The organism is Streptomyces sp. NPDC033174 (assembly GCF_055577795.1).
Map to the genome: position 1 here is coordinate 126,652 of NZ_JBVIPQ010000005.1, position 24,947 is coordinate 151,598.

The 24,947-nt window shown below is 71.0% G+C and carries 25 protein-coding genes and 2 pseudogenes; 18 read left to right on the forward strand and 9 right to left on the reverse strand.

Annotated elements, in window-relative coordinates; translation table 11 throughout:
- The first annotated feature begins 38 nt into the window (after nt 1-38).
- The 4 genes from ACZ5VC_RS17465 to ACZ5VC_RS17480 all read left to right on the forward strand — a co-directional run bounded on the left by ACZ5VC_RS17465 (nt 39) and on the right by ACZ5VC_RS17480 (nt 3,656).
- The gene (locus tag ACZ5VC_RS17465; protein WP_468704520.1) at nt 39-692 is read left to right on the forward strand and encodes a response regulator transcription factor; all 654 of its coding nucleotides are present in this window, start codon (nt 39-41) and stop codon (nt 690-692) included.
- A gap of 3 nt (nt 693-695) precedes the next feature.
- Nucleotides 696-1,931, forward strand: coding sequence for a sensor histidine kinase (locus ACZ5VC_RS17470; RefSeq protein WP_469120913.1), 1,236 nt, complete (start codon nt 696-698; stop codon nt 1,929-1,931).
- Nucleotides 1,932-2,324: 393 nt separating this feature from the next.
- Nucleotides 2,325-2,621, forward strand: coding sequence for a DUF4193 domain-containing protein (locus tag ACZ5VC_RS17475; protein ID WP_003955561.1), 297 nt, complete (start codon nt 2,325-2,327; stop codon nt 2,619-2,621).
- Nucleotides 2,622-2,633: 12 nt separating this feature from the next.
- A complete protein-coding gene (locus ACZ5VC_RS17480; protein WP_469120914.1) occupies nt 2,634-3,656 on the forward strand; it encodes a hypothetical protein in 1,023 nt (340 codons plus the stop codon).
- A 24-nt stretch (nt 3,657-3,680) separates the two neighbouring features.
- On the opposite strand, the gene ACZ5VC_RS17485 is transcribed toward ACZ5VC_RS17480, so the two are convergent.
- A complete protein-coding gene (locus tag ACZ5VC_RS17485; protein WP_469120915.1) occupies nt 3,681-4,142 on the reverse strand; it encodes a DUF3093 domain-containing protein in 462 nt (153 codons plus the stop codon).
- Between the two features lie 58 nt (nt 4,143-4,200).
- Between ACZ5VC_RS17485 and ACZ5VC_RS17490 the strand changes: the two genes are divergently transcribed.
- The 4 genes from ACZ5VC_RS17490 to ACZ5VC_RS17505 all read left to right on the forward strand — a co-directional run bounded on the left by ACZ5VC_RS17490 (nt 4,201) and on the right by ACZ5VC_RS17505 (nt 7,011).
- Complete coding sequence (locus ACZ5VC_RS17490; RefSeq protein ID WP_469120916.1) at nt 4,201-4,785, forward strand: PaaI family thioesterase; 585 nt, start codon at nt 4,201-4,203, stop codon at nt 4,783-4,785.
- A complete protein-coding gene (gene dut / locus ACZ5VC_RS17495) occupies nt 4,785-5,297 on the forward strand; it encodes a dUTP diphosphatase (protein ID WP_468704504.1) in 513 nt (170 codons plus the stop codon). Before ACZ5VC_RS17490 ends, dut begins: the two co-directional genes overlap by 1 nt.
- 1 nt (nt 5,298) lies before the next feature.
- Complete coding sequence (locus tag ACZ5VC_RS17500) at nt 5,299-6,066, forward strand: DUF3710 domain-containing protein (RefSeq protein WP_469120917.1); 768 nt, start codon at nt 5,299-5,301, stop codon at nt 6,064-6,066.
- Nucleotides 6,067-6,267: 201 nt separating this feature from the next.
- Nucleotides 6,268-7,011 (forward strand): ABC transporter ATP-binding protein, encoded by a 744-nt coding sequence (locus ACZ5VC_RS17505; RefSeq protein ID WP_469120918.1) that lies wholly within the window; start codon nt 6,268-6,270, stop codon nt 7,009-7,011.
- A 76-nt stretch (nt 7,012-7,087) separates the two neighbouring features.
- Here the strand turns inward: ACZ5VC_RS17505 and ACZ5VC_RS17510 are convergent, their stop codons facing one another.
- A complete protein-coding gene (locus tag ACZ5VC_RS17510) occupies nt 7,088-8,329 on the reverse strand; it encodes an RNA polymerase sigma factor (RefSeq protein ID WP_469121315.1) in 1,242 nt (413 codons plus the stop codon).
- A 7-nt stretch (nt 8,330-8,336) separates the two neighbouring features.
- Entirely contained in the window at nt 8,337-8,738 is a 402-nt protein-coding gene (locus ACZ5VC_RS17515; protein ID WP_469120919.1) for a YciI family protein, read from the reverse strand.
- 225 nt (nt 8,739-8,963) lie between these two features.
- Here ACZ5VC_RS17515 and ACZ5VC_RS17520 point away from each other — a divergent pair, with 225 nt between their 5' ends.
- The 4 genes from ACZ5VC_RS17520 (at nt 8,964) to ACZ5VC_RS17535 (ending at nt 13,532) form a co-directional block, all read left to right on the forward strand.
- The gene (locus tag ACZ5VC_RS17520; RefSeq protein WP_469120920.1) at nt 8,964-11,543 is read left to right on the forward strand and encodes an ATP-binding protein; all 2,580 of its coding nucleotides are present in this window, start codon (nt 8,964-8,966) and stop codon (nt 11,541-11,543) included.
- A 62-nt stretch (nt 11,544-11,605) separates the two neighbouring features.
- On the forward strand, nt 11,606-12,286 hold the full coding sequence (locus ACZ5VC_RS17525) for a response regulator (protein WP_469120921.1): 681 nt from the start codon (nt 11,606-11,608) through the stop codon (nt 12,284-12,286).
- Nucleotides 12,287-12,347: 61 nt separating this feature from the next.
- A complete protein-coding gene (locus ACZ5VC_RS17530) occupies nt 12,348-12,746 on the forward strand; it encodes an OB-fold nucleic acid binding domain-containing protein (protein ID WP_468704496.1) in 399 nt (132 codons plus the stop codon).
- 3 nt (nt 12,747-12,749) lie between these two features.
- Complete coding sequence (locus ACZ5VC_RS17535) at nt 12,750-13,532, forward strand: DUF3159 domain-containing protein (protein WP_469120922.1); 783 nt, start codon at nt 12,750-12,752, stop codon at nt 13,530-13,532.
- Nucleotides 13,533-13,615: 83 nt separating this feature from the next.
- Here ACZ5VC_RS17535 and ACZ5VC_RS17540 read toward each other — a convergent pair whose 3' ends face one another.
- Both ACZ5VC_RS17540 and ACZ5VC_RS17545 read right to left on the reverse strand, forming a co-directional pair.
- Nucleotides 13,616-13,933, reverse strand: coding sequence for a hypothetical protein (locus ACZ5VC_RS17540; RefSeq protein WP_469120923.1), 318 nt, complete (start codon nt 13,931-13,933; stop codon nt 13,616-13,618).
- 178 nt (nt 13,934-14,111) lie between these two features.
- Nucleotides 14,112-14,504 carry a nuclear transport factor 2 family protein gene (locus ACZ5VC_RS17545; protein ID WP_469120924.1) on the reverse strand — a complete coding sequence of 131 codons (393 nt, stop codon included), beginning with the start codon at nt 14,502-14,504 and terminating at the stop codon, nt 14,112-14,114.
- A 199-nt stretch (nt 14,505-14,703) separates the two neighbouring features.
- On the opposite strand from ACZ5VC_RS17545, the pseudogene ACZ5VC_RS17550 reads away from it, so the two are divergent.
- Nucleotides 14,704-14,929, forward strand: a pseudogene (locus tag ACZ5VC_RS17550) (alpha/beta fold hydrolase); the annotation flags it as partial.
- A 272-nt stretch (nt 14,930-15,201) separates the two neighbouring features.
- On the opposite strand, the gene ACZ5VC_RS17555 reads toward ACZ5VC_RS17550, so the two are convergent.
- The 3 genes from ACZ5VC_RS17555 to ACZ5VC_RS17565 all read right to left on the reverse strand — a co-directional run bounded on the left by ACZ5VC_RS17555 (nt 15,202) and on the right by ACZ5VC_RS17565 (nt 18,465).
- Complete coding sequence (locus ACZ5VC_RS17555; protein ID WP_468704488.1) at nt 15,202-15,879, reverse strand: potassium channel family protein; 678 nt, start codon at nt 15,877-15,879, stop codon at nt 15,202-15,204.
- Entirely contained in the window at nt 15,879-16,547 is a 669-nt protein-coding gene (locus ACZ5VC_RS17560) for a potassium channel family protein (RefSeq protein WP_468704863.1), read from the reverse strand. The genes ACZ5VC_RS17555 and ACZ5VC_RS17560 overlap by 1 nt, the downstream gene beginning before the upstream one ends.
- Nucleotides 16,548-16,743: 196 nt before the next feature.
- On the reverse strand, nt 16,744-18,465 hold the full coding sequence (locus tag ACZ5VC_RS17565; RefSeq protein ID WP_469120925.1) for an IclR family transcriptional regulator domain-containing protein: 1,722 nt from the start codon (nt 18,463-18,465) through the stop codon (nt 16,744-16,746).
- 242 nt (nt 18,466-18,707) lie between these two features.
- On the opposite strand from ACZ5VC_RS17565, the pseudogene ACZ5VC_RS17570 reads away from it, so the two are divergent.
- The 5 genes and pseudogenes from ACZ5VC_RS17570 to ACZ5VC_RS17590 form a co-directional block, all read left to right on the forward strand.
- A pseudogene (locus ACZ5VC_RS17570) lies at nt 18,708-18,944 on the forward strand (FAD-dependent monooxygenase); the annotation flags it as partial.
- Between the two features lie 140 nt (nt 18,945-19,084).
- Nucleotides 19,085-21,130, forward strand: coding sequence for an APC family permease (locus ACZ5VC_RS17575; RefSeq protein WP_469120926.1), 2,046 nt, complete (start codon nt 19,085-19,087; stop codon nt 21,128-21,130).
- 90 nt (nt 21,131-21,220) lie between these two features.
- On the forward strand, nt 21,221-22,549 hold the full coding sequence (locus ACZ5VC_RS17580; RefSeq protein WP_469120927.1) for a class I SAM-dependent RNA methyltransferase: 1,329 nt from the start codon (nt 21,221-21,223) through the stop codon (nt 22,547-22,549).
- A gap of 413 nt (nt 22,550-22,962) precedes the next feature.
- Complete coding sequence (locus ACZ5VC_RS17585) at nt 22,963-23,157, forward strand: ribbon-helix-helix protein, CopG family (RefSeq protein ID WP_468704479.1); 195 nt, start codon at nt 22,963-22,965, stop codon at nt 23,155-23,157.
- On the forward strand, nt 23,154-23,546 hold the full coding sequence (locus ACZ5VC_RS17590; RefSeq protein WP_030566794.1) for a type II toxin-antitoxin system death-on-curing family toxin: 393 nt from the start codon (nt 23,154-23,156) through the stop codon (nt 23,544-23,546). Before ACZ5VC_RS17585 ends, ACZ5VC_RS17590 begins: the two co-directional genes overlap by 4 nt.
- Nucleotides 23,547-24,108: 562 nt before the next feature.
- On the opposite strand, the gene ACZ5VC_RS17595 is transcribed toward ACZ5VC_RS17590, so the two are convergent.
- Nucleotides 24,109-24,606, reverse strand: a complete 498-nt coding sequence (locus ACZ5VC_RS17595; protein WP_469120928.1) for a hypothetical protein — start codon at nt 24,604-24,606, stop codon at nt 24,109-24,111.
- Nucleotides 24,607-24,947 lie beyond the last annotated feature (341 nt).

Sequence of the window (24,947 nt, forward strand, 5' to 3'; positions counted from 1 at the left end):
ATCAGCCCGGAGCCGGGCTCGGAGGAAGGAACAACGACGTGCGCGTACTCGTCGTCGAGGACGAGCAGCTGCTCGCCGATGCGGTGGCCACCGGACTGCGCCGGGAGGCCATGGCCGTCGACGTCGTGTACGACGGCGCCGCGGCGCTGGAGCGGATCGGGGTCAACGACTACGACGTCGTCGTACTCGACCGGGACCTCCCGCTGATCCACGGCGACGACGTCTGCCGCAAGATCGTCGAGCTCGGCATGGCGACCCGCGTCCTGATGCTCACCGCCTCGGGCGACGTCAGCGACCGCGTCGAGGGCCTCGAACTGGGCGCCGACGACTACCTCCCCAAGCCCTTCGCCTTCAGCGAGCTCACCGCCCGTGTGCGGGCCCTGGGGCGGCGTACGACCGTGCCGCTGCCCCCCGTCCTGGAGCGCGCCGGCATCAAGCTCGACCCCAACCGCCGCGAGGTCTTCCGCGAGGGCAGGGAGATCCAGCTCGCACCCAAGGAGTTCGCGGTGCTGGAGGTCCTGATGCGCAGCGAGGGGGCCGTCGTCTCGGCCGAGCAGCTCCTGGAGAAGGCCTGGGACGAGAACACCGACCCGTTCACCAACGTCGTACGCGTCACCGTCATGACACTGCGCCGCAAGCTGGGCGAGCCGCCGGTGATCGTCACCGTCCCCGGCTCCGGCTACCGGATCTGATCCGTGGCCACGACTCCCGCGCCGCCGCAGGCGCCCCCGAAACCGACCTGGGACCCCCGGGACCCGGTGCGCCCGCTGCTGCGGCCGACGATCCGGATAAGGCTCACGCTGCTGTACGGCGGGATGTTCCTGATCGCCGGCATCCTGCTGCTGTCGATCATCTATCTGCTCACCGCGCAGGCGCTGAACATCAGCGCCGGCGATCTGCCGTTCAAGATCGTCAAGGGTGAGGTCACGGCCACGACCTCCTGGTGCGTGCTGCCCGACGCCGGCACGGGCGAGCAGTTCAGCCAGGCGGTGTCGGCCTGCCTCCAGCACCAGCGCGAGCTGGCCCTCGACGACCTGCTGCGCCGCTCCCTCTTCGCCCTGCTCGGCCTCAGCATCATCGCCTTCGCCTTCGGCTACGCCATGGCCGGCCGCGTCCTGTCCCCGCTCGGTCGGATCACCCGTACCGCGCGGCAGGTGGCCGGATCCGACCTCAGTCGCAGGATCGAGCTGGACGGCCCGGACGACGAGCTCAAGGAGCTCGCGGACACCTTCGACGAGATGCTGGACCGGCTGGAGCGCGCCTTCACCGCGCAGCAACGATTCGTCGCCAACGCCTCCCACGAGCTGCGCACCCCGCTCGCGATCAACCGCACGCTCCTGGAGGTCCACCTCTCCGACCCAGGCGCCCCCACGGAGCTCCAGCAGCTCGGCAAGACCCTGCTGGCCACCAATGAGCGCAGCGAGCAGCTGGTGGAGGGGCTGCTGCTGCTCGCCCGCAGCGACAACCAGACCGTCGAGCGCAAGCCGGTCGACCTCGCCGAGGTCGCCTCGCGCGCCCTCGACCAGGTCAGGGGTGAGGCGGACGACAAGGGCGTCGAGATCCGCGGGGAGCGGGCGCCCGCCGTCGTCCAGGGCAACGGCGTGCTCCTGGAGAGGATCGCGCTGAACCTGATCCAGAACGCGGTGCGGTACAACATTCCCGAAGGCGGCTGGGCGGAGGTCACCACCGAGGTCCAGCACGGCCAGGCGGTCATGGTGGTCTCGAACACGGGACCAGTGGTTCCCGCGTACGAGATCGACAACCTCTTCGAGCCGTTCACCCGGCTGAGGCAGGAGCGGACCGGCAGCGACAAGGGCGTCGGACTCGGCCTGTCGATCGCCCGATCCGTCGCGCGGGCCCACGGTGGCCGTATCATCGCGGAGCCCCGAGAGGGCGGAGGTCTCGTGATGCGTGTCACCCTGCCGGTCTGACGCCCCGCGCGAGCCGTCCAAGCAGTTCGCTTTGCGCGGAATTTTCAGGACCCGTTCCCGGAACGTCCGTGTGTGATCGATCACAAGAGCGGATTTATGTATCTCTACTCTCCGTGATCAAGAACCTCGCCGGAAAACCAGGAAAAGTCCGGGTTTCCGGGGGTCCAGATCACGGGAAGTACACGGGGTGACGCCTGTGAAGTGCGGCAACGGACCGTGTACGGTCCGGTTCGCCACCCAAACCTGATCACTCTTGAGGGGTCCGGTTGGGTGTCGATTGAGTAACAGACCTTGATGTGAGGCAAAATCTCCGCCTCGGGTCGGGCACAAGTCCGGCCTCTCACGCGTTACGTGCGCTGGAGACACCGCAACCACCCAGAGGGGGAGAGCGACATGGCAACGGATTACGACACCCCACGCAAGACCGATGACGACGTCGATTCGGACAGCCTTGAGGAACTGAAGGCCCGCCGGAACGACAAGTCCACCTCGACGGTCGACGTCGACGAGTTCGAGGCCGCAGAGGGCCTGGAGCTGCCCGGAGCAGACCTCTCCAACGAGGAGCTGGCCGTCCGGGTCCTGCCCAAGCAGGCCGACGAGTTCACCTGCATGAGCTGCTTCCTCGTGCACCACCGCAGCCAGCTGGCACGGGAGAAGAACGGCCAGCCGATCTGCCGCGACTGCGACTAGGTCCGGTCGGCCGTGGCAGGCGACTCACCGTTCAGGAAACGGCGGTTCCGGCTCCCTGGGGCGCCGGAGACGCACCAGGGCGGCACAGCCCCGGCCGAGGGCGCACCCGCGCCCGAGGAGGCCGGGAACTCCGCCCTCCTGCCCTCCCATGGCGCACCCGACGACGAGCGGGGCCTGACGGCCTCGCTCGAAGCAGCCCAAGCAGCCGAAGCGGCTGAACCAGCAGACGCGGCCGAAGCAGCCGACGCGACCGGGAAGGATCGGGCCGTCACCAAGCGGTCCGGTGTTCTGGCCCGGCGCCTCGGGGCCGGCCGGCGCGGTACCAAGCCCGCCTCCGCCTCCGGCGGGGCCCGGCTCGACGCCGTCCGGCGCGGCGTGAAGAAGGGCGGAGAGAGGGTAAAGGCCGGTATCGGCCATCTCGCCGACCGGATCATCGAGAACGCACCACGCGTACCCGTGCGGGACCTGACCACCCTGCGCAAACAGTTCCCCGGCCTCGGGCCGGAGGAGATCGCCGACAAGCTGATCTCCGGCGCGGCCAACGCCACCTCCACCGTGGGCGCCGGCATCGGCGCGGCCGCCATGCTGCCCGTGCCCCCCGCCATGCCCGCCGAGCTGGCGGCCGAGATCACCGGCGTCGCGGCGATCGAGCTCAAGCTCATCGCCGAGCTCCACGAGGTCTACGGCATGCGGCCCCCCGGGAACCTCACTCAGCGCTCGGCCGCCTATCTGACCTCCTGGTCGGAGGAGCGCGGCATCGACATCACGAAGCCGACCACGCTCAACGCCGCCCTCGGGGGCCAGCTCAAGCGCGAGCTGCGCCAGCAGATCACCAAGCGTCTGGTCCGCAACCTGCCGAGCCTGGCGCCCTTCATGGTCGGCGCCGCCGTGGGCGCGGTGATGAACCGGCGCGACACCAAGAAGCTCGCCGAGCACGTCCGCAAGGATCTGCGCAAACGCCAGATTCCCTGGGACGCGCTTCCACAGCTGCCCCCGCTCGAACAGCCCGACGATCCCAAGCGGCTCGAGTTCTAGCGGGGCCGAGCCCCCGGGGGCGGATCAGGCCGCGTCGCGCACGTCCTCCAGCGCCGCGGCCAGGGCCTGCGGATTCCGGCTGGAGACGTACACGTACGGCGTCGGGTCGGCCGGGTCGACGATCTCGACCCGCAGCGCCGACGGGATGTAGCTCCGCAGCAGCATGTAGGCGCGCGGGTCCGCCTTGTGCGTGCGCCAGGCGCGCGCCTCCTCGGCGTCCAGCACCTCCGCCGCACCCAGCGCCGACACCGGGATCCTGGCGTCACCCGCGACCAGCGAGCCGGCCACCACCCGGACGCGCGCCGAGCCGTACGAGGACACCGCGACCGAGGCCACGGCCGCCGCGACGATCAGGCCGCCGAGCATCGGCACGGGCCCCAGCGGCATCAGGATCAGACCGCCGGAGACCCCGATGAGCGCGGCGATCAGCCACCAGGAGCGGGGCGCGGTCAGTCGTTCGTCGTACTGCGGGGCGGAAGGCTGCATGAAACCAAGCTTGGCACGGCGCGACCTGCGGCTACCCGCGCGGGTAAGGTCTGCGGCTGTGACAGGAACATCTGGTGCACTCAAGCCACCGGCCGACGCCATACCGCCGGTACGCCACCCCGACGCTCCCGCTCCCGGTGAGCTCCTCGGCGCGCACTACGAGCACTGCTTCGGCTGCGGCGGAGGACAGCCCCACGGGCTGCACCTGGAGGCCCGGGCCGGGGAGGGCGTGACCGTCACCGCCGAGTTCACCGTCACCGGCGACCACCAGGGAGCGCCGGGTCTGGCGCACGGCGGCATCCTGGCCACCGCACTGGACGAGACCCTCGGCTCGCTGAACTGGCTGCTGCGGGTCATCGCGGTGACGGGCCGGCTGGAGACCGACTTCGCCCGCCCGGTGCCCGTGGGCACGGTGCTGCACCTGCAGGCGGAGGTCACGGCGGTGGCCGGCCGCAAGATCTACTCCACGGCGACCGGACGGATCGGCGGGCCCGAGGGCCCGGTCGCGGTCCGCGCCGACGCCCTCTTCATCGAGGTCAAGGTCGACCACTTCATCGACAACGGCCGCCCGGAGGAGATCCAGGCGGCGATGGCCGATCCCGACCAGCTCCGGCGTGCCCGCGCCTTCGAGGTGAACCCCTGATGCGTACCCCTGTCGACGTACTGATCCGCCGCGTGGACCCGGAGGTGCCGCTCCCCGCGTACGGACACCCGGGCGACGCCGGACTCGATCTGGTGACCACCGAGGCCGCCGAGCTGGCCCCCGGCGAGCGGGCCGTGCTGCCCACCGGTGTCTCGATCGCACTGCCCGACGGGTACGCGGCCTTCGTGCACCCGCGTTCGGGGCTCGCAGCTCGTTGCGGAGTGGCCCTCGTGAATGCCCCGGGGACGGTGGATGCCGGGTACCGTGGAGAGATCAAGGTGATCGTGGTCAATCTGGACCCGCGCGAGAGCGTGCGGTTCGAGCGGTTCGACCGGATTGCTCAACTGGTCGTCCAGCAGGTCGAGAAGGTGCGCTTCCACGAGGTGGCGGAGCTTCCCGGCTCGGCGAGGGCCGAGGGGGGCTTCGGTTCCACCGGCGGTCATGCCGCCGTGGACGGCACTACGGGTGGGAATCGATACGCTTCGGTCGTATCCGACCGGGAAGGACAGTGACGTGTTCGGACGTCGCAAGAAGAGCGGTGCCGCTGGGGACGCAGCGGGCGAGGCCGAGCAGGTCGTCGACGCGGTTGAGCCCGATGAGGACAGCGCCGCGGACCGGCCGCGCCGGGTGAACCTTCCGCCGGCGCCCCGGCCAGACGGTCCGTGGGACATCTCGGAGGTCTCCAAGCCCGACGAGGGCCGGGTGGACCTCGGTGGCATCTTCGTACCCGGAGTCGAGGGCATGGAGCTGCGGGTGGAGGTCGCGGGTGACGCGATCGTCGCCGCGACGGTCGTACTGCGCGACAGCGCCGTACAGCTCCAGGCCTTCGCCGCTCCGAAGAAGGAAGGTATCTGGGGCGAGGTCCGCGAGGAGATCGCCTCCGGCATCACCCAGCAGGGCGGCATCATCGACGAGGTCGAGGGTCCGCTGGGCTGGGAGCTGCGGGCCCAGGTACCCGTGCAGCTGCCGGACGGCACCGGCGGCGTGCAGCTCGTGCGTTTCGTCGGCGTGGACGGCCCCCGCTGGTTCCTGCGGGGCGTCATCTCCGGCCAGGGCGCAGTGCAGCCCGAGGCCGCCGGCCTGCTGGAGCAGATCTTCCGGGACACCGTGGTCGTCCGTGGTGAAGGGCCGATGGCCCCGCGCGACCCGATCGTCCTGAAGCTGCCCAACGACGCGCAGATGGTTCCCGAGGGCGTTCAGCAGGAGGACCAGGAAGGCTCCCGCTTCTCCGGCGGCATGGGCCAGCTCCAGCGCGGACCGGAGATCACCGAGGTGCGCTGACCTCGCGTGGGGCGGCGCGCTGCCGCCGCCCCTGTCATTCCGTACGGTCCGATGGGCCGCACCCCCTCCCCGGGAGTGCGGCCCATCGGCGTTGTGCGGAGCCCCCGCGCGACCGTGGAGGGGAAGCACCGGACCATTGCCCGCGCAGCTGGCGCCTGCACATACTGACGCCCGCATCGATCGATCACGGGGGATTCCAGGATGAGTGAGAGCAGCAGCGCGCGGCCGGGCACGGCGGTCGCCGAGCACACGGACACCGGCCCCATGGTCCGGGTCGAGAACGTCCACCGCTCGTACGGCAACGGCGCCGCGGCCGTCCACGCGCTGCGCGGCGTCTCCTTCGCCATCCCGCGCGGCGAACTCGTGGCGCTCAAGGGCCGCTCCGGCTCGGGCAAGACGACGCTGCTCAATCTGGTCGGCGGCCTCGACTCACCGGACCGGGGCACCATCACCGTCGACGGCACCGACCTCGCCGGGCTCGGCGAGAACGGGCTGCTCGCCCTGCGCCGCGACCGGATCGGCTTCATCTTCCAGTCCTTCGGCCTGATCCCGATCCTCGACGCCGCCGAGAACGTCGGCGTACCGATGCGGCTGCGCAGGGCGGATCCGCGCGAGCGCGAGGAGCGGGTCGCGCTCCTGCTGGCCCTCGTCGGCCTCGCCGACCACGCCGCCCAGCGGCCCGGGGAGCTCTCCGGCGGCCAGCAGCAGCGCGTGGCCATCGCCCGGGCCCTCGCCAACAGGCCCGCCCTGCTCATCGCCGACGAGCCGACCGGCCAGCTCGACGCCGAGACCGGGCTCGCGGTCATGGAGCTGCTGCGCGCGGTGGTCCGCAGCGAGGGGGTCACGGCCCTGGTCGCCACCCACGACGCTCAGCTGCTGCGTCTCGCCGACCGCGTCCTGGAGCTCAGCGACGGCGAGATCATCGAGCACCGCCCCGACGCGTGAGGCCCGGCGGGCGGGACAGCGAGGCACGACCCCGCGGGCTCCCGTACCCGGCCCGGCACGATCCGGAGGACACGACCTACGACAGCCGGGCCGCGCTCAGGAGCAGATGGTGCCGCTCCGGGAGGCTGTTCGTACGGGCCGCCGCCGCCCGGTAGTGCTCGGCGGCGGCCGCGCTGTCGCCGGTCATCGCGAGCAGATGAGCGCGCACCACGTCGAGCCGGTAGTGCCCGGCGAGGGCGCCGTCGGACGCGAGCGCGTCGAGGACGGCGAGACCGGCCTGCGGCCCCTCGACCATGGCGACGGCGACCGCCCGGTTGAGCGTGATGAACGGGTTGTCGGTGAGCCCCTCCAGTACGCCGTACAGCGCGAGGATCTGCGGCCAGTCCGTCTCCCGCGCCGTAGGGGCCTCGTCGTGGACCGCCGCGATCGCCGCCTGCACCTGATACGGGCCGACCGGCCCCCGGGGCAGCGCCTCGGTGATCAGCGCGACGCCCTCCGCGATCGCGTCGGCGTCCCAGCGGCCCCGGTCCTGCTCGGCCAGGGGGATCAGCTCGCCGTCCGGGCCCGTACGGGCGGGTCCGCGCGCCTCGGTCAGCAGCATCAGCGCCAGCAGCCCGGCCACCTCGCTGTCGTCCGGGAGGAGCCGGTGGGCCGCGCGAGCCAGCCGGATCGCCTCCTGCGACAGCTCGACCCGGCGCACCTCGGGTCCCGCGCTGCTCGCGTACCCCTCGTTGAAGACCAGATAGAGCACGTGCAGCACCGACGCGAGCCGCCCCGCCCGCTCGTCGGGCTCCGGCATGCGGAACGTCGCTCCCGACGCCTTGACGCGCTGTTTGGCCCGTGAGATCCGCTGTCCCATCGTCGCCTCGGGCACCATGAACGCCCGCGCGATCTCGCCCGTCGTCAGACCACCCACCGAGCGCAGCGTCAGCGCGATCGCCGACGCGGGCGACAGCGTCGGATGGCAGCAGAGGAACAGCAGTATGAGCGTGTCGTCCCGCCCCGCAGGGCCCTCCTCGTCCGCCGCCGGAGCCGCCCGCCGATCCGCCGGGAGCTGCCGCGCCACCAGATCCTCCCGACGCCGCCGCGCCCGCTCGCCCCGGACCTGCTCGGCCATCCGGCGCGACGCCACCTGGATCAGCCAGCCGCGCGGATTGCCGGGCACCCCCTCCACGGGCCACTGTGCCGACGCGGCGAGGAGAGCCTCCTGGACAGCGTCCTCGGCGGTGTCGAAGTCGCCGTACCGCCGGGTGAGCACGCCGACGACCCGCGGCGCGAGGGTGCGCAGCAGGTCGTCGAGGGAAGGCTCGCCGCTCAGCGCGGCCTCACAGCTCGGCCGGCGGCGCCGACATCACTTCACGCACCTCGATCGGCATGTTCAGGGGCCGACCGCCGGGGCCGGGAGCCGTGGAGATCCGCGCGGCCAGCTCCACCGCCCGCTCGGAGGACTCGCAGTCGACGATCCACCACCCGGCCAGGAACTCCTTGGTCTCGGCGAACGGCCCCTCGGTGACCACGGGCGAGCCGTCGCCGGCGGCGCGGACGATCTTCGCTGTACCGGGCATGGCCAGACCCTGCGCGTCCACCAGCTCGCCGTCCGCGGAGAGCTTCTCGTTCGTGTCCCGCATGAAGGCGATGTGCGCCCGGATCTCCTCCGGGGTCCAGGAAGTGATGGGCGCGAAGTCCGTCGTCGCCTCGCTGAACTGCATCAACAGCATGTACTTCATGGTGTGCTCCTCGAGTCCCGTGGTCCCGGTCGTGGCCCTGAGGCCTGGTTTCACGGACAGGTCGATGCCGGCCCACCGTTTTCGACATCCCGACGGGAATCCGCGGAAAAAAGTTAGCGGGCTTTCCGGCCGCCCGCGCCGGGACACATCAGAATCCCGTCAAGACGCCCCGGGACCCTCCCGGGCCGCGAATCGTCCGTTTCGCTGGACGTAAGGTCGTGTGCCATGGGACGCGGCAAGCTACGGATCTACCTCGGCGCGGCACCGGGCGTCGGGAAGACGTACGCGATGCTCTCCGAGGCCCGTCGCCGCGTCGAGCGCGGCACGGACTGCGCCGTGGCCTTCGTCGAACACCACGGCCGCCCGCGCACCGAGGCCCTGCTGTGCGGCCTCGAGGAGATCGGGCGCCGGGAGATCCCGTACCGCGGTGGCGTCCTCACCGAGATGGACGTGGACGCCGTACTGGAACGGCGCCCGGCCGTCGCCCTCGTCGACGAGCTCGCCCACACGAACGTCCCCGGCTCCCGCAACGCCAAGCGCTGGCAGGACGTCGAGGAACTGCTCGCCGCCGGGATCGACGTCATATCCACCGTCAACATCCAGCACCTGGAATCACTGGGTGACGTCGTCGAGACCATCACCGGCGTGGGCCAGCGCGAGACCGTCCCCGACGAGGTGGTCCGCAGAGCCGACCAGGTCGAGCTCGTCGACATGTCACCGCAGGCGCTGCGGCGCCGCATGGCCCACGGCAACATCTACCAACCCGACCGCATCGACGCGTCCCTCTCCAACTACTTCCGCCCCGGAAACCTCACCGCCCTGCGCGAACTGGCGCTGCTGTGGGTCGCCGACCGGGTCGACGAATACCTCCAGCAGTACCGGGGCGAGCACAACATCCGCGCCACCTGGCAGGCCCGCGAGCGCATCGTGGTCGGCCTCACCGGAGGCCCCGAGGGCCGCACCCTGATCCGCCGCGCCGCCCGGATGGCCGCCAAGGGCTCCGGCAGCGAGATCCTCGCCGTCTACATCTCCCGCAGCGACGGACTGACCTCCGCGTCCCCCAAGGAACTCACCGTCCAGCGGACCCTCGTCGAGGACCTCGGGGGCTCCTTCCACCACGTCATAGGCGACGACATCCCCTCCGCCCTGCTGGAGTTCGCGCGCGGCGTCAACGCCACCCAGATCGTCCTCGGCTCCTCGCGCCGCAAGACCTGGCAGTACATCCTCGGACCCGGCGTCGGCCAGACCGTCGCCCGGGACTCCGGCCCCGACCTCGACGTGCACATCGTCACCCACGAGGAGGTCGCCAAGGGACGGGGGCTTCCCGTCGCCGGCGGCGCCCGCCTCGGCCGCTCCCGGATCATCTGGGGATGGCTGGTCGGAGTGGCCGGCCCGGCCCTGCTTGCCCTCCTGCTCACCCATGTCGCCGCCGACCCCGGCCTCGCCAACGACATGCTGCTGTTCCTGTCGCTGACCGTGGCCTCCGCGCTCCTCGGCGGACTGCTGCCGTCGCTGGCCTCCGCCGCCTTCGGCTCGCTCCTGCTGAACTACTACTGCGCGCCGCCCCTGCACCGCTTCACCATCTCCGACCCGCGCGACATCGTCGCCATCGCCGTCTTCTTCGGCGTCGCCACGGCGGTCGCCTCGGTGGTCGACCTGGCCGCGCGCCGCACCCACCAGGCCGCCCGGCTGCGAGCCGAGTCGGAGATCCTCTCGTTCCTCGCCGGCAGTGTGCTGCGGGGGGAGACGACCCTGGACGCCCTCCTGGAACGGGTCCGCGAGACGTTCTCCATGGAGTCCGTCGCCCTGCTGGAGCGCGGCGGCGACATCGAGCCGTGGACCCGCGCCGGCAGCGTCGGGCCCCGGCCCGTCGCCCGCCCGGAGGAGGCCGACGTCGACATGCCCGTCGGCGACCACATGGCCCTCGCGCTCTCCGGCCGCGTCCTGCCCGCCGAGGACCGGCGGGTCCTCGGCGCCTTCGCCGCGCAGGCCGCCGTCGTCCTGGACCGGCAACGGCTCGTCGGCGCCGCCGAGGAGGCCCGCGAACTCGCCGAGGGCAACAAGATCCGCACCTCCCTCCTCGCGGCCGTCAGCCACGACCTCCGTACGCCCCTCGCGGGCATCAAGGCCGCCGTCTCGTCACTGCGGTCCGACGACGTCGACTGGTCCGAGGAGGACCGTGCCGAGCTCCTCGAAGGCATCGAGGACGGCGCGGACCGCCTCGACCACCTCGTCGGCAACCTCCTCGACATGTCACGGCTCCAGACCGGCACCGTCACCCCGCTCATCCGCGCCATCGACCTCGACGAGGTCGTCCCCATGGCGCTCGGCGGTGTTCCCGACGGCAGCGCCGAGCTGGACATCCCCGAGTCGCTGCCCATGGTCGAGGTCGACAAGGGCCTGCTGGAGCGCGTGGTCGCCAACATCGTCGAGAACGCCGTCAAGTACAGCCCCGGCGGCGTTCCCGTCGCGGTCGCCGGCAGCGCGCTGGGGGACCGGGTCGAGCTGCGGGTCGTGGACCGGGGGCCCGGTGTCCCCGACGACAGCAAGGAGCACATCTTCGAGCCGTTCCAGCGGTTCGGTGACGCCCCGCGCGGCGCCGGGGTGGGTCTCGGTCTCGCCGTCGCCCGCGGCTTCGTCGAGGCCATGGGTGGCACCATCACCGCGGAGGACACCCCCGGCGGCGGGCTCACCATGGTCCTGACCCTCCGCGCCGCGGCCGGACCCCGGGCCGCCCCGGGCGGGTCCTCTGCCGCCGGGCCCCGGGCAGCCCCGGGCGAGCCCTCCGCCCTGGTCACCTCATGAACCTCATGAAGCCGCACGCCGACGCAGCCCACGCGCCGCAGCGAGAAAGCAGGTCCGCACCCATGACCCGGGTCCTCGTGGTCGACGACGAGCCGCAGATAGTGCGCGCACTCGTGATCAATCTGAAGGCGCGCGCCTACGAGGTGGACGCGGCGCCCGACGGCGACACCGCACTCCGGCTCGCCGCCGAACGGCACCCCGACGTCGTCGTCCTCGACCTCGGGCTGCCCGACATGGACGGCGTCGAGGTGATCAAGGGCCTGCGGGGCTGGACCCGCGTTCCCATCCTCGTGCTCTCGGCCCGCCACACCTCCGACGAGAAGGTCGAGGCCCTCGACGCGGGCGCCGACGACTACGTCACCAAGCCGTTCGGCATGGACGAGCTGCTCGCCCGGCTGCGCGCCGCGGTGCGCCGGGCCGAGCCTGTCGGCGGCGACGACACCGTCGTCGAGACGGCGGGCTTCACCGTCGATCTCGCCGCGAAGAAGGTCCACCGGGACGGCCGCGACGTGCGCCTCACCCCCACCGAGTGGCATCTGCTGGAGGTCCTCGTCCGCAACAGCGGCCGGCTCGTCAGCCAGAAGCAGCTGCTCCAGGAGGTCTGGGGGCCGTCCTACGGCACGGAGACCAACTATCTCCGCGTCTACATGGCACAGCTGCGCCGCAAGCTGGAGGCCGACCCCTCGCACCCGCGGCACTTCGTCACCGAGCCGGGCATGGGTTACCGCTTCGAGCGATCCTGAGGCCGTCGGCGGACGCCCCCGGACGCCGTTGCGCGCCGATGGTGACCGGTACGCTTTCTGTATGAGTGCTGCACCGCGTACAGAGAAGCCGGCCGGGCGTTTCCGCCGGATGCTCGACCGCCTGTCCACCTCGCAGGAGGATCTGGAGTCGGAAGAACTCCAGGAGGACACCCAGGCGTCGGGGTGCACCCGAATCTCCGACTGCAACGACCGCCAGATAGTCAAGGTGACTGGTACCTTGCGCACGGTCACCCTGCGTCCTCGCGCCGGTGTGCCGGCGCTGGAGGCGGAACTCTTCGACGGCACGGCCCCGCTCGACGTGGTGTGGCTGGGCCGTCGGTCCATCGTGGGTATCGAGCCGGGCCGTAAGCTCATCGCTTCCGGCCGGATCTCCATGAGCCACGGCCGCCGGGTTCTCTTCAATCCCAAATACGAGCTCCGACCGCTCGGACAGGAGTAGCCGGTGACGTCATTCGACAAGCCGACCGCCGACCAGGACAGCGCGGGCCACAGCGCCGCCGATCAGGACGCCGCAGACCACGAGGCGCGGCAGGCCGACCGAGCGGCGAAGGCCGTGACCGAGGCCGCCCTCTTCGAGGCCTTCGGCGGCGTGCGCGGCATGGTGGAGACCGTCCTGCCCGGGCTGCTCTTCGTCACGATCTTCACGCTCAACAAGGACCTGCACATCTCGGCCATCGCGGCCCTCGGGGTGTCCCTGCTGCTCGTCGTTGTTCGGCTGATCCGCCGTGACACCGTGAAGCACGCCTTCAGCGGGGTCTTCGGCGTCGCCTTCGGCGTGGTCTTCGCGATGATGACCGGCAACGCCAAGGACTTCTACCTCCCCGGCATGCTCTACACGCTGGGTCTCGCCGTCGCCTACATCGTCACCACGATCGCCGGCGTTCCCCTGATCGGGCTGATTCTCGGTCCGGTCTTCAAGGAGAACCTCTCCTGGCGGACCCGCAATCCAGGTCGCAAGAAGGCGTACGCGAAGGCCAGCTGGGCGTGGGGTCTGATCCTGCTCGCCAAGTGCGCGGTCCTCTTCCCGCTCTACTGGTGGGCCGACACCACCCAGTTCGGCTGGGTCCTGATCGCCCTGAAGATCCCGCCGTTCCTGCTCGCGGTCTATCTGACGTGGATGTTCCTGGCCAAGGCGCCACCGCCGATCGACGTCTTCGCGGAGATGGAGGCGGAGGAGCGCGCCGAGAAGGAGCGCAAGGCCGCCGCGAGGGAGCGCCAGGCGTAGCCGCCGCCATGACACGTGTGGGGCCCGGAACCGAATCGGTTCCGGGCCCGCCGCTTTCCGGGACCTGGCCCAGGCCCGCCCTGTCAGGGCGGCAACTGTGACGGACGCTCGGTCACCGGGGCTCGGGGGCCGGCGCCGGCGGCCAGCTCCAGCAGCTCGTCCACCGTCCACTGGTCGGACGCGTGCTCGCCGTCATGGTGCGGCGCCTGCGCGACACCATGGGCGCCCATCCGCCGGTCGTCCCGCTGACGCTCACGCACCGGCATCACCCCCCGCGGCGTGCCGCGCTGGTCGGAGAGGGTGCTCACCATCCTCACCGAGGCGGGCTTCGAAGGGGAACGGCGGGTCACGCGCTGCGCGGCCTGCTCAGTTACGTCATCGGGGCGATCCAGCTGGAACACCTCGGGCCCCTGTCGGCGAGGGCACGGTTGCCGTCGCCGCCCTGCCGCCGGGCGAGTTCCCGTACATGGCCGAGACGGCGCGGCACGCGGGGAACGTCAGCGCCGACCAGGAGTTCCTCGGCGGGCTCGCCGTGCTGCTGCGCGGCCTGCGCGCACTTTGAACGACGACTTGCCGCCGTTACGACCAGAACGCGTCATAGGCCGCTTGATCGGACCACAGGTCCCAGCACTCGGTGATCCTGCCGTCTCGGATGTGGAGGACGAGCGCGTAGTCCAGGTCGAGTTCCTTGCCCTCTCGAGAGGCCGTGACGTGGAGCAGGGCGACCGTGTGCTGGTCGTTGGCGAGCACGTCGTGGAGCTGCGGACGGTACGTGCCCCCCGACATCTCGAATTCCCGTTGGAACAGGGCGAAGGTGGCCTCTCGACCACGGAAGTCACCCGCCAGCGGGCCCTGGCCCGGGTTGTGCCACACCACATCGGGGTGGAATACCTCCGCCAGCGCGTCCATGTCGCCGGCCATGAAGGCGGCCATGGTCCGTTGAAACACGGCGATGTTCGGATGATCGGTCATCACAGCCTCCCTTTGGCTCCCGCGAACGTAAACCGGAGGCCGGCCAGGCAGTCACAGCCACACCGGGTCGACCGGCCCACGCTTACCTGATTGGGCTCAACCGGAGCCACGAACGCGGTGGCACGCCTGGCACAGGCAGCCGCCGACAAGCAGATCGAGAAGAGGACGCCCCGATGAGCTGGAGCCGTGAGGAGATGGCGGCGCGAGCGTCGGCGATCTGGCGGATCTGGTCCTCGCGCTTGCCGACTCCCGCGGCATCGGGCGGTTTTCGTACGCGGGAGTCTCGCTCGGCGGGGCCGTGGGCCTGCACCTCGCCGTCCACCACCCCCGAGCGCGTGGAACGGCTCGCCGTCGTCTGCTCCTCGGCACGCTTCGGGGACCCGGCCGGCCCGCTGGAACGGGCCGCGCTGGTACGCCGGGACGGGACCGGCGCCGCGCTGGCCCTCGTCCGCGCGGGCGTGCCCCACGCCGAGGCCGCCCTCGCCGCGGGCTGCGCCGACGTACTCCATCCAGCGGCTGTCTACTGCGGCGTACCGGCGGCAAACGGCCTTCGCGGTCGCGCGACGTGTACTCGCCGAACGGTGACCATGGCGAGCGGTGACCATGGCGAACGGTGACCCAGGGCGAGCGGTGGCCCGGGCCGACAAGAGAGCCCCGGAACCGCGACGGTTCCGGGGCCCTCTCCAGTGGCACCGCGTCAGCTCGGCGCGTCCTCGCGCGTCACCGACAGCAGGGCCTCCAGCTGCTCCTCGCGTGCCTGCGCCGCCACGAACAGCAGCTCGTCGCCCGCCTCCAGCGTTTCCTCGGCGCTCGGCGTGAGCACCCGCGAGCCGCGGATGATCGTCACCAGTGAGGTGTCCTGCGGCCATTCGACGTCGCCGACGGCCGTGCCCGCGATCGCCGACTCCGGCGGCAGGGTCAGTTCGACCAGGTTGGCGTCGCCGTGGCTGAAGCGCAGCAGCCGGACGAGGTCGCCGACGCTCACCGCCTCCTCGACCAGGGCCGACATCAGACGAGGCGTGGAGACGGCGACATCGACGCCCCAGGACTCGTTGAACAGCCATTCGTTCTTGGGGTTGTTGACCCGCGCGACGACCCGGGGCACTCCGTACTCGGTCTTGGCGAGCAGCGAGACGACCAGGTTGACCTTGTCGTCACCGGTGGCCGCGATGACCACGTTGCAGCGCTGCAGCGCCGCCTCGTCCAGCGACGTGATCTCACAGGCGTCGGCGAGCAGCCACTCCGCCTGCGGCACCCGCTCCACCGAGATGGCGGTGGGTGCCTTGTCGACGAGGAGCACCTCGTGCCCGTTCTCCAGCAGCTCGCCCGCGATGGAACGGCCCACCGCGCCTGCGCCCGCAATAGCGACCCGCATCAGTGACCGCCCTCCTCAGGGCCCTCGGCGAAGGCCGCCTCGACCTTCTCGACGTCGTCCGTACGCATCATCACGTGGACGAGGTCGCCCTCCTGAAGCACCGTCTGCGACGTCGGCAGAACCGCCTCGCCCAGCCGGGTGAGGAAGGCGACGCGCACGCCGGTCTCGTCCTGCATCCTGCTCACCTTGTGGCCGATCCAGGCGCCGGAGGTGTGGACCTCGGCGAGCTGCACCCCGCCGCTCGGATCACGCCACAGCGGCTCGGAGCCGGAGGGCAGCAGCCTGCGCAGCATCTGGTCGGCGGTCCAGCGGACCGTGGCGACGGTGGGGATGCCGAGGCGCTGGTAGACCTCGGCGCGCCGGGGGTCGTAGATACGGGCGGCGACGTTCTCGATGCCGAACATCTCCCGCGCCACCCGGGCGGCGATGATGTTCGAGTTGTCGCCGCTGCTGACGGCGGCGAAGGCGCCGGCCTCCTCGATCCCCGCCTCGCGGAGGGTGTCCTGGTCGAAGCCGACACCGGTCACGCGCCGGCCGCCGAAGCCGGAGCCCAGACGGCGGAAGGCCGTGGGGTCCTGGTCGATGACGGCGACGGTGTGACCTTGCTGTTCCAAGGTCTGCGCGAGAGCGGCTCCCACGCGCCCGCAGCCCATGATGACGATGTGCACCTGCACCTACCCCGCAGTCCTGGTCATCCCGCTGACCTGCGAAAACACCCTGCTCACTCTTCTCTCTCAGCCTGGCCCGGCCTGCTGGGCCGCCCTGCTCGGCTCTTTTGAGCCAACAGTGCGCGAAGGCGCCCGAACACGAGCTTAAGCCGGGACGGCTCCGATGCCCTCATCCGTAAGGACGCCCGGTGTCCGCTCACAGGTTCACACGGGTGAAGCGCCCCGCGATGTGCAGATCCGCCTCGATCCGCTCGGCCGTCGCCCGCAGCTCCGGTAGCACCACGTCCACACACTCCCGCAGGGTGCGGCGGCTGCTGTGCATGGCCACGTTGACCGCCGCCACGACCTGCCCGGCCCGGTCCCTGACGGGTACGGCGATCGAGCGGAGGCCCTCCTCGAGCTCCGCGTCGACCAGCGCGTACCCCTCCCGCCGCACCCGGTCCAGGGCGGCGGTGAGCTCCGGCAGCCCGGTGAGGGTGTACGGGGTCAGCGGCAGCCGTTCGGCACGCCCGAGCAGCGCGTCACGCTCGTCGGGCGGGAGGTTCGCGAGGATCGCCCGGCCCATGGAGGTGGCGTACGCCGGGAAGCGGGTGCCGACCGCGATGTCCGCGCTCATGATGCGACCGGTGGCGACACGCGCCGTGTACTGGATGTCGTCGCCCGCGAGGACCGCCAGGGACGACGAGTCGTGCACGCGCAGGGTGAGCGCGGCCAGATGCGGCGCGGCAATCTGGGGGAGCGTGGTCCGGGACAGCGGGGCGAAGCCGAGGGCCAGGACGCGGGGGGTGAGGCGGAAGGACCGTTCGTACGAGCTGACGTACCCCAGGTAGTCCAGGGTGATCAGGGCGCGCCGGGCGGTGGCTCTGGCCAGACCGGTGGCCTCGGCGACGGCGGTGAGCGTCAGCTCGTCGCGGCCCTCGTCGAAGGCGGTCAGCACGGTCAGTCCGCGGGCGAGCGATTCGATGAAGTCCCGGCCCAGTTCCTGTTTGGAGGCGGCCGTCCAGGCGGCGAGGGGGGCCGTCCGGGCGGCGGACTGCGGTGCCGGAACGCCGGCCGGGACCGGTGCGGAACCGTCGCGGTGGCGCGCGGACGAGGCAGCCGGGCGCGTGATGGCGGCGCGGCGCAGTTCCCGTTCCATGGCCCGTACGGTCGCACGCAGCCGGGGCAGCATCGCGGTGCGCAGGGACGTGGCGCTGTGCCGGCTGGTGTGGCTGACCACGCTGGCCACGCACGCGACGCCCCCCGCCGGGTCCCGCACGGGAACGGCCAGCGCGATCAGCCCGGGTTCGATGAGCTGGTCGTCGACCGCCCAGCCGTGCCGCGACGCGTGCGCGGTCCGGTGCCGGAACTCCGTACGGGACCTGGGGTCCCGGGGCTTCTCCCGGGGCGCTACGGCGGGAAAGCCGCTGTCGTCCGGGTCGGCGGCCAGCCGCTCCTCCCACCGCGCCCACTGCTCCGGCGTCCAGCCGGCGGCGAAGAGGGCGCCCGGCGCGGTGCGCTCGGCGGGCAGCAGGTCGCCGATGCGGAAGCTGAGCGACATCGCGCGGCGCCGGGTGGCCTGGTGGACGAAGCGGATGCCGTCGCCGTCGCTCACGGCGAGGGACACCGACTCGTCGAGTTCGTCGGCGAGGGCGTCCGCGAGCCCGCCGAGCAGGCCCGGCAGCCGGATGGAGGACAGATAGGCGTTGCCGAGTTCCATCAGACGGGGGGAGAGCGAGGCACCCCGGCCGTCGAGGCGGAGATAACCCATGCGGGCGAGCGTCGAGGTGACCCGGTCGACGGTGGAGCGGGCGAGGCCGGTGGCCCTTTCGAGCTCGCTGAGGCTCGCCGTGCCGTCGGCCTCGGTGAGCCGGAGCAGCACTCCGATCCCGCGCATGAGCGGGGTGACGGCCTCGGCCGGGGGCTCGGTCTGGGGCATGGGCTCTCCGTGCTCGGCGTGGCGGGGACGCGTTGACAGGGGCGAGCGGCGGCCCGCGCACTCACCCTTCCAGCATAGTGAAAGGAACTTCACTGTACGAACACCTCGCCCCGCTTCCGCGGCGTCGGGGCTGCGCGGCGCCCTCGCCTCACCCGCGGCAGCCGTGGGCCGTGCTCGTATGCCAGGCCCGAACGCCTGCGCCCAGCCGAGAACGTACGCGTCCGTCCGCCACAGGAGAGCCGATGCGGCCCACTGTCGGGATCGTCGGCGGGAGCTCCTCCGGCGTGCTGCTCGCCCGTCCCCTGCACAACGCCGGAATCGACAGTGTGGTTCTCGAGAGCCGCGATGGTGCCTACGCCGAGCGGCGCCGACGCGCCGCAATACCGGAGCAGACGACGGTCGACGCCCTGCACGCCGCCGGCGCCGGGGCGCGGCTCGACCGCGAGGGGCCGGCCCACGACGGCATCGAGCCGCGGTACACGACCGCCTCGCCCGACGGATGCCTGCGAGTGCCGACGGGGGGAACGCGTGTCCATCCCGGAGGCCATGACCGGGAGATTCGGTAACGACGGGGGTGGTGGTTGGGCGCCGTACACACGCACGGCTTACGATCCCTTGCGTGTCCAAACTGACCGACCTGCCCAAACGGATTCTGATCGGACGGGCCCTGCGCAGCGACAGGCTGGGAGAAACCCTCCTGCCGAAGCGCATCGCACTCCCCGTCTTCGCCTCGGACCCCCTCTCCTCGGTGGCGTACGCGCCCGGGGAGGTGCTGCTGGTCCTCTCCATCGCGGGTGTGTCGGCGTACCACTTCAGCCCCTGGATCGCGGCAGCCGTCGTGGTCCTGATGTTCACCGTCGTGGCGTCGTACCGGCAGAACGTGCACGCCTATCCCAGCGGCGGCGGCGACTACGAGGTCGCCAACACCAACCTCGGACCGAAGGCCGGACTCACCGTCGCGAGCGCCCTGCTCGTCGACTACGTCCTCACCGTCGCCGTCTCCATTTCTTCCGGAGTGGAGAACCTCGGCTCGGCCGTCCCCTTCGTCATCGAGCACAAGGTGCTCTCCGCCATCGCCATCATCGTCCTGCTGACGCTGATGAACCTGCGCGGAGTGAAGGAGTCCGGCAAGCTCTTCGCCATCCCCACCTATGTCTTCGTCGCCGGCGTCTTCATCATGATCGCGTGGGGCGCCTTCCGGGGGATCGTCCTCGACGAATCCATGAGGGCCCCCACCGCCGACTTCGAGATCAAGCCCGAGCACCAGGGCCTGGCCGGCTTCGCGCTGGTCTTCCTGCTGCTGCGCGCCTTCTCCTCCGGCTGCGCCGCCCTCACCGGCGTCGAGGCGATCTCCAACGGCGTCCCCGCCTTCCGCAAGCCGAAGTCCAAGAACGCCGCGACGACCCTCGCCCTCATGGGCGCGCTGGCCGTCACCATGTTCTGCGGCATCATCGGCCTGGCCATGGCCACCAAGGTGAAGATGGCCGAGACGCCCGAGCACGACCTGCTGCGCGGCGGGGTCCCGGTCGGCGAGGGCTATGTCCAGAACCCGGTGATCTCCCAGGTGGCGGCCGCCGTCTTCGGCGACGGGACGTTCTTCTTCGTCATCCTCGCCGCGGCCACCGCGCTCGTCCTCTTCCTTGCGGCCAACACCGCCTACAACGGCTTCCCGCTCCTCGGCTCGATCCTCGCCCAGGACCGCTACCTGCCGCGCCAGCTGCACACCCGCGGCGACCGCCTCGCGTTCTCCAACGGCATCGTCCTGCTGGCCGGCGCGGCCATCCTGCTGGTCTGGCTGTACGGGGCCGACTCGACCCGGCTGATCCAGCTGTACATCGTCGGTGTCTTCGTCTCCTTCACCCTCAGCCAGACCGGCATGGTCCGGCACTGGAACCGCCACCTGAAGACCGAGACGGACCCGGCGGCCCGCCGGCGGATGATCCGCTCGCGCGCCATCAACACCTTCGGCGCCTTCTTCACCGGCCTGGTCCTGGTCGTCGTCCTCGCGACCAAGTTCACCCACGGCGCGTGGGTCGCCCTCCTCGGCATGGTGATCTTCTACGGCACGATGACCGCGATCCGTAAGCACTACGACCGGGTGGCCGAGGAGATCGCGGCGGCCGAGGAGCGCCCCGACGAGTACGTCCGCCCCTCGCGGGTCCGGTCCATCGTGCTGGTCTCCAAGCTCCACAAGCCGACGCTGCGCGCCCTCGCCTACGCCAAGCTCCTGCACTCCAACGAGCTGGAAGCGCTGAGCGTCAACGTCGATCCCGACGAGACCAAGGCGCTCAAGGCGGAGTGGGAGCGGCGCGGGATCAACGTCCCGCTGAAGATCCTCGACTCCCCCTACCGCGAGATCACCCGGCCCGTCATCGACTACGTGAAGAGCCTGCGCCGGGAGAGCCCGCGCGACGCGGTCAGCGTCTACATCCCGGAGTACGTGGTCGGCCACTGGTACGAGCATCTGCTGCACAACCAGAGCGCCCTGCGCCTCAAGGGCCGGCTGCTGTTCACCCCGGGCGTCATGGTCACCTCGGTGCCCTACCAGCTCCAGTCCTCCGAAGCCGCCAAGAAGCGGGCCAAGAAGCGCCAGGAGTGGAACCCGCCCGGCGCGGTGCGGCGCGGGCCGGTCGAGAAGCGCAAGGAGACCGCCGGCAGGAGCTGAGCCGTCGGCACGAGCTGAGTGGTCGGCCGGGCACGTAGACTGGTGGGCTGCCGCCCGGCCGCACCCCCTCTTTCCCTGGAGTCACTCCCCATGCAGAACGCCGAAACGTCTTCGCTGGTCGGGGAGGAGTACGAGGTCGAGGTCGGGCCCGTCGCGCACGGCGGCCACTGCATCGCCCGTACCGAGGAGGGCCGCGTCCTTTTCGTCCGGCACGCGCTGCCCGGCGAGAAGGTCGTCGCCCGGGTCACCGAGGGCGAGGAGACCTCGCGCTTCCTGCGCGCCGACGCCGTACGGATCCTCGACGCGTCCAAGGACCGCGTCGAGGCCCCGTGCCCGTACGCCGGACCCGGCAAGTGCGGCGGCTGCGACTGGCAGCACGCCAAGCCGGGCGCCCAGCGCCGCCTCAAGGGCGAGGTCATCGCCGAGCAGCTCAAGCGCCTCGCCGGGCTCACCCCCGAGGAGGCCGGCTGGGACGGAACCGTCATGCCCGCCGAGGGCGACAAGCTGCCGCCCGGCGAGGTGCCGCAGTGGCGGACCCGGGTGCAGTACGCCATCGACGACGCGGGCCACGTCGGCCTGCGGCGCCACCGCTCGCACGACGTCGAACCCATCGAGCACTGCATGATCGCGGCGCCCGGAGTGAGCGAGCTCGGCATCGAGGAGCGGCTCTGGGAGGGCATGGCCTCGGTGGAGGCCATCGCCGCCACCGGCTCCGGCGACCGCCAGGTGATCCTCACTCCGCGCCCCGGCGCCCGGCTGCCCCTCGTGGAGCTCGACAAGCCCGTATCCGTCCTGCGCGTCGAGGAGAAGGACGGCGGGGTCCACCGGGTCCACGGCCGCGCCTTCGTCCGGGAGCGCGCGGACGACCGCACCTACCGGGTGGGCAACGGCGGCTTCTGGCAGGTCCACCCGCAGGCGGCCCGCACCCTCGTTCTCGCCGTGATGCAGGGCCTGCTGCCCCGCAAGGGCGACTCCGCCCTCGACCTCTACTGCGGCGTCGGCCTCTTCGCCGGCGCGATCGCCGACCGCGTCGGCGACCAGGGCGCGGTCCTCGGCATCGAATCGGGCAAGCGCGCGGTCGAGGACGCCCGCCACAACCTCCAGCACTTCGACCGCGTCCGCATCGAACAGGGCAAGGTCGAGTCCATCCTCCCGCGCACGGGCATCACGGACGTCGACCTGATCGTCCTGGACCCGCCCCGCGCGGGCGCGGGCAAGCAGACGGTCAAGCACCTGTCGGGCCTGGGCGCCCGGAGGATCGCGTACGTGGCGTGCGACCCGGCGGCGCTGGCAAGGGACTTGGCGTACTTTGCGGAGAACGGCTACAAGCCGCGGACGCTGAGGGCGTTCGACCTGTTCCCGATGACGCACCACGTGGAGTGCGTGGCGATCCTGGAGCCTGCCGCGAAGGGCCTCTGACCTGCCGTTTTGCATTTCAGGTGGTCAGCTCGACCTGTTTTCGCTCGCGGAATGCGTCGACTGAGGTTCGCTTGTGCAGAACGCTTTGAGCTGCAGGTTCAAGGGCCGGCGTGGGTCTCGCGGCGACGTGGCGATGCGCAATGCAGAATTTTTGACGCTCGGATGACGCTCGAATATCGGAAGCCTCAATCTCGGACCTTTCCGGCCCTGGGCCGCAGACCGGACCGTCGGCGCGGGGCAAGGACTCCGGTTCGTGGGGCCGACTGCACCTCGCCAGCGGCGGCGCGTGCTGCTGCCTCGTCGCACGCACCTCGGAACCGAGACCGCGGCCCGACCGGGCCACGAAGGACGGCGTCGTGGTCGGAGGCTGGTATCACCTCGCCATCCAGATACCAGTCCGGTATCATTCCTGTATGGCGATGACACTCCGACTCCCCGAAGACCTTGACGCGAAGCTCACCGAGCGGGCTCGTCGGGTGGGTCGCAGCAAGCAGGAACTTGCCATCGAGGCCATCCGTGACGCCCAGCACCGGGCCGAGCTGAAGGTCGATGACGTCCTGGCCGAGCTGATGGACAGCGATGCGGAGATCCTGGACTACCTGAAGTGACCCAAGTGCGCTACATCCATATCGACGAGATCCTGGCCATCGCTCGCACGGTCAACGATACCGAGCACAGCGTGCGTGACATGGGACTCTTGGTGTCAGCGATCGAACGGCCCCGAACGAACGTGTTCGGGGCCGAGCTGTATCCCACGCTGCACGAGAAGGCGGCGGCACTGCTGCACTCCGTCGCTCGCAATCACGCGCTGATCGACGGCAACAAGCGCACCGCCTGGCTTGCCATGCGTGTCTTCCTGCGGTTCAACGGCGTCAGCGCCAGTACCGCCCCGCCACCCGTCTCCGTGGCTGGCCCGTTCGTCGAGGAAGTCGCGCAGGACAACATCGATGTACCGGCTATTGCCAAGCGCCTGTCGGCCTGGTTCCCCGTTTCCTGACGTTCGACGTCGTGGGTACGGGACGGAATGAGGTTCTGGGAGCGGTGCTGGCTCCTGGCAGTTCGCTGGGGGACTGACCCGTTCGTTCAGCGGGTGGATTCGTATGCTTTTGCGAGACGGGGCAGCGGGTCCGCTCGGCGCGAGAATGGCGTCCCACGCGCCTTCCCGTTTGGGCGGCAGGCAAGGTCCACATTGGCTACGGCGGTCTCTTCCCAACCAACACCCGCCCCTGCTTTCCCAGCGGTCACGGAACGCGGTGTCCGTGCCCCTCGCGCGCTCCCCGTGCGCACTGAGCCGGTCCTCTCGCCTCCAACAAGCTGTGTCTGCGGTATCCACCGTCCACGTCCACAGCTTGGAGGTGGGACAAGGTGCCGGAGGAATGGATACGGGCTCTCGTGGCGGACTTTGGATCCGAGTGCAGGGAGCGTCTGCGGGTCAGCGACACGGAGGCGCCCATCAGCCTGCCGGTGGCGAAGCTGGTGGAAACATTCGGGGCGCGCTGGAAGCTGAGTCCTCGCCTTCATCCTGAGTATCCCTTGCCCGAGGCCCGGGTGCGTCCGGACTACGCGGTGGAGACATCGGGGCGCATCACCGGCTTCCTGGAACTGGAGGCGCCAGGGCACGACGTCACGCCCGACAGCTTCACGAAGCGGGACCGGGAGCAGTGGGAGCTGATGCGCGGACCGCGGTGGCCCGGTACCAGTCCGGTTCCTGCGGGTACAACTCGGGCGCGCAGGTGCGCCCGGACGAGGGCTCGTGCGGCGGTGACGCGGTCGGGGTTCTCGTCGGTGGCCTCGGCAGCGTCGAAGGCCGGGATGCCGCCCAGCCCGTGCTCCGCGTCGTCGAAGTTGTCCAACCTGGTGTTCGGTGCGGGAGACGCCGTGTAGGCGTCGCTTCCCCAGTCCTGCCGGTCGGAGAAGATTGGGTGGGTGCCAGACCTTCGTGCCCACGACGACGAGGACCTCGGGGTCATTCCCTCAAAGGCGGTCGTGGAGAGCGGTGCGTAGGGCTGGGCCGCCGGGCCGTTCAGATCCACGCCCCGGCCGGGCGCGGCGATCATGACGCGGGCGCCGAAGCGTGCGTCGACGGCTCACCCGCAGGTTCGGGGGTGACGGGCGTGCTCGCCGTAGCTCGGGTCGGTGATCGCCGGCGGGTTCACGAACTGGCCGACGCGCGCGGACTGTCGGCCGCCGAACCGCTCGGCGAAGAAGGAGGGCGTCCCTTCGCCCTCCGATTGCCGAGCAGCCTTGGAGAACCGTGCGGCGCACGTCGGCGGCGAACGGTCCGTCGTAGGAGGCAGGGCCGGGGGGGGGGGGGGGGGGGGGGGGGGGGGGGGGGAGAGGGGAGGGGGAGAGGGGGGGGGGGGAGGGGGAGGTCATTATGCGGTCGAGGAGCCGTACT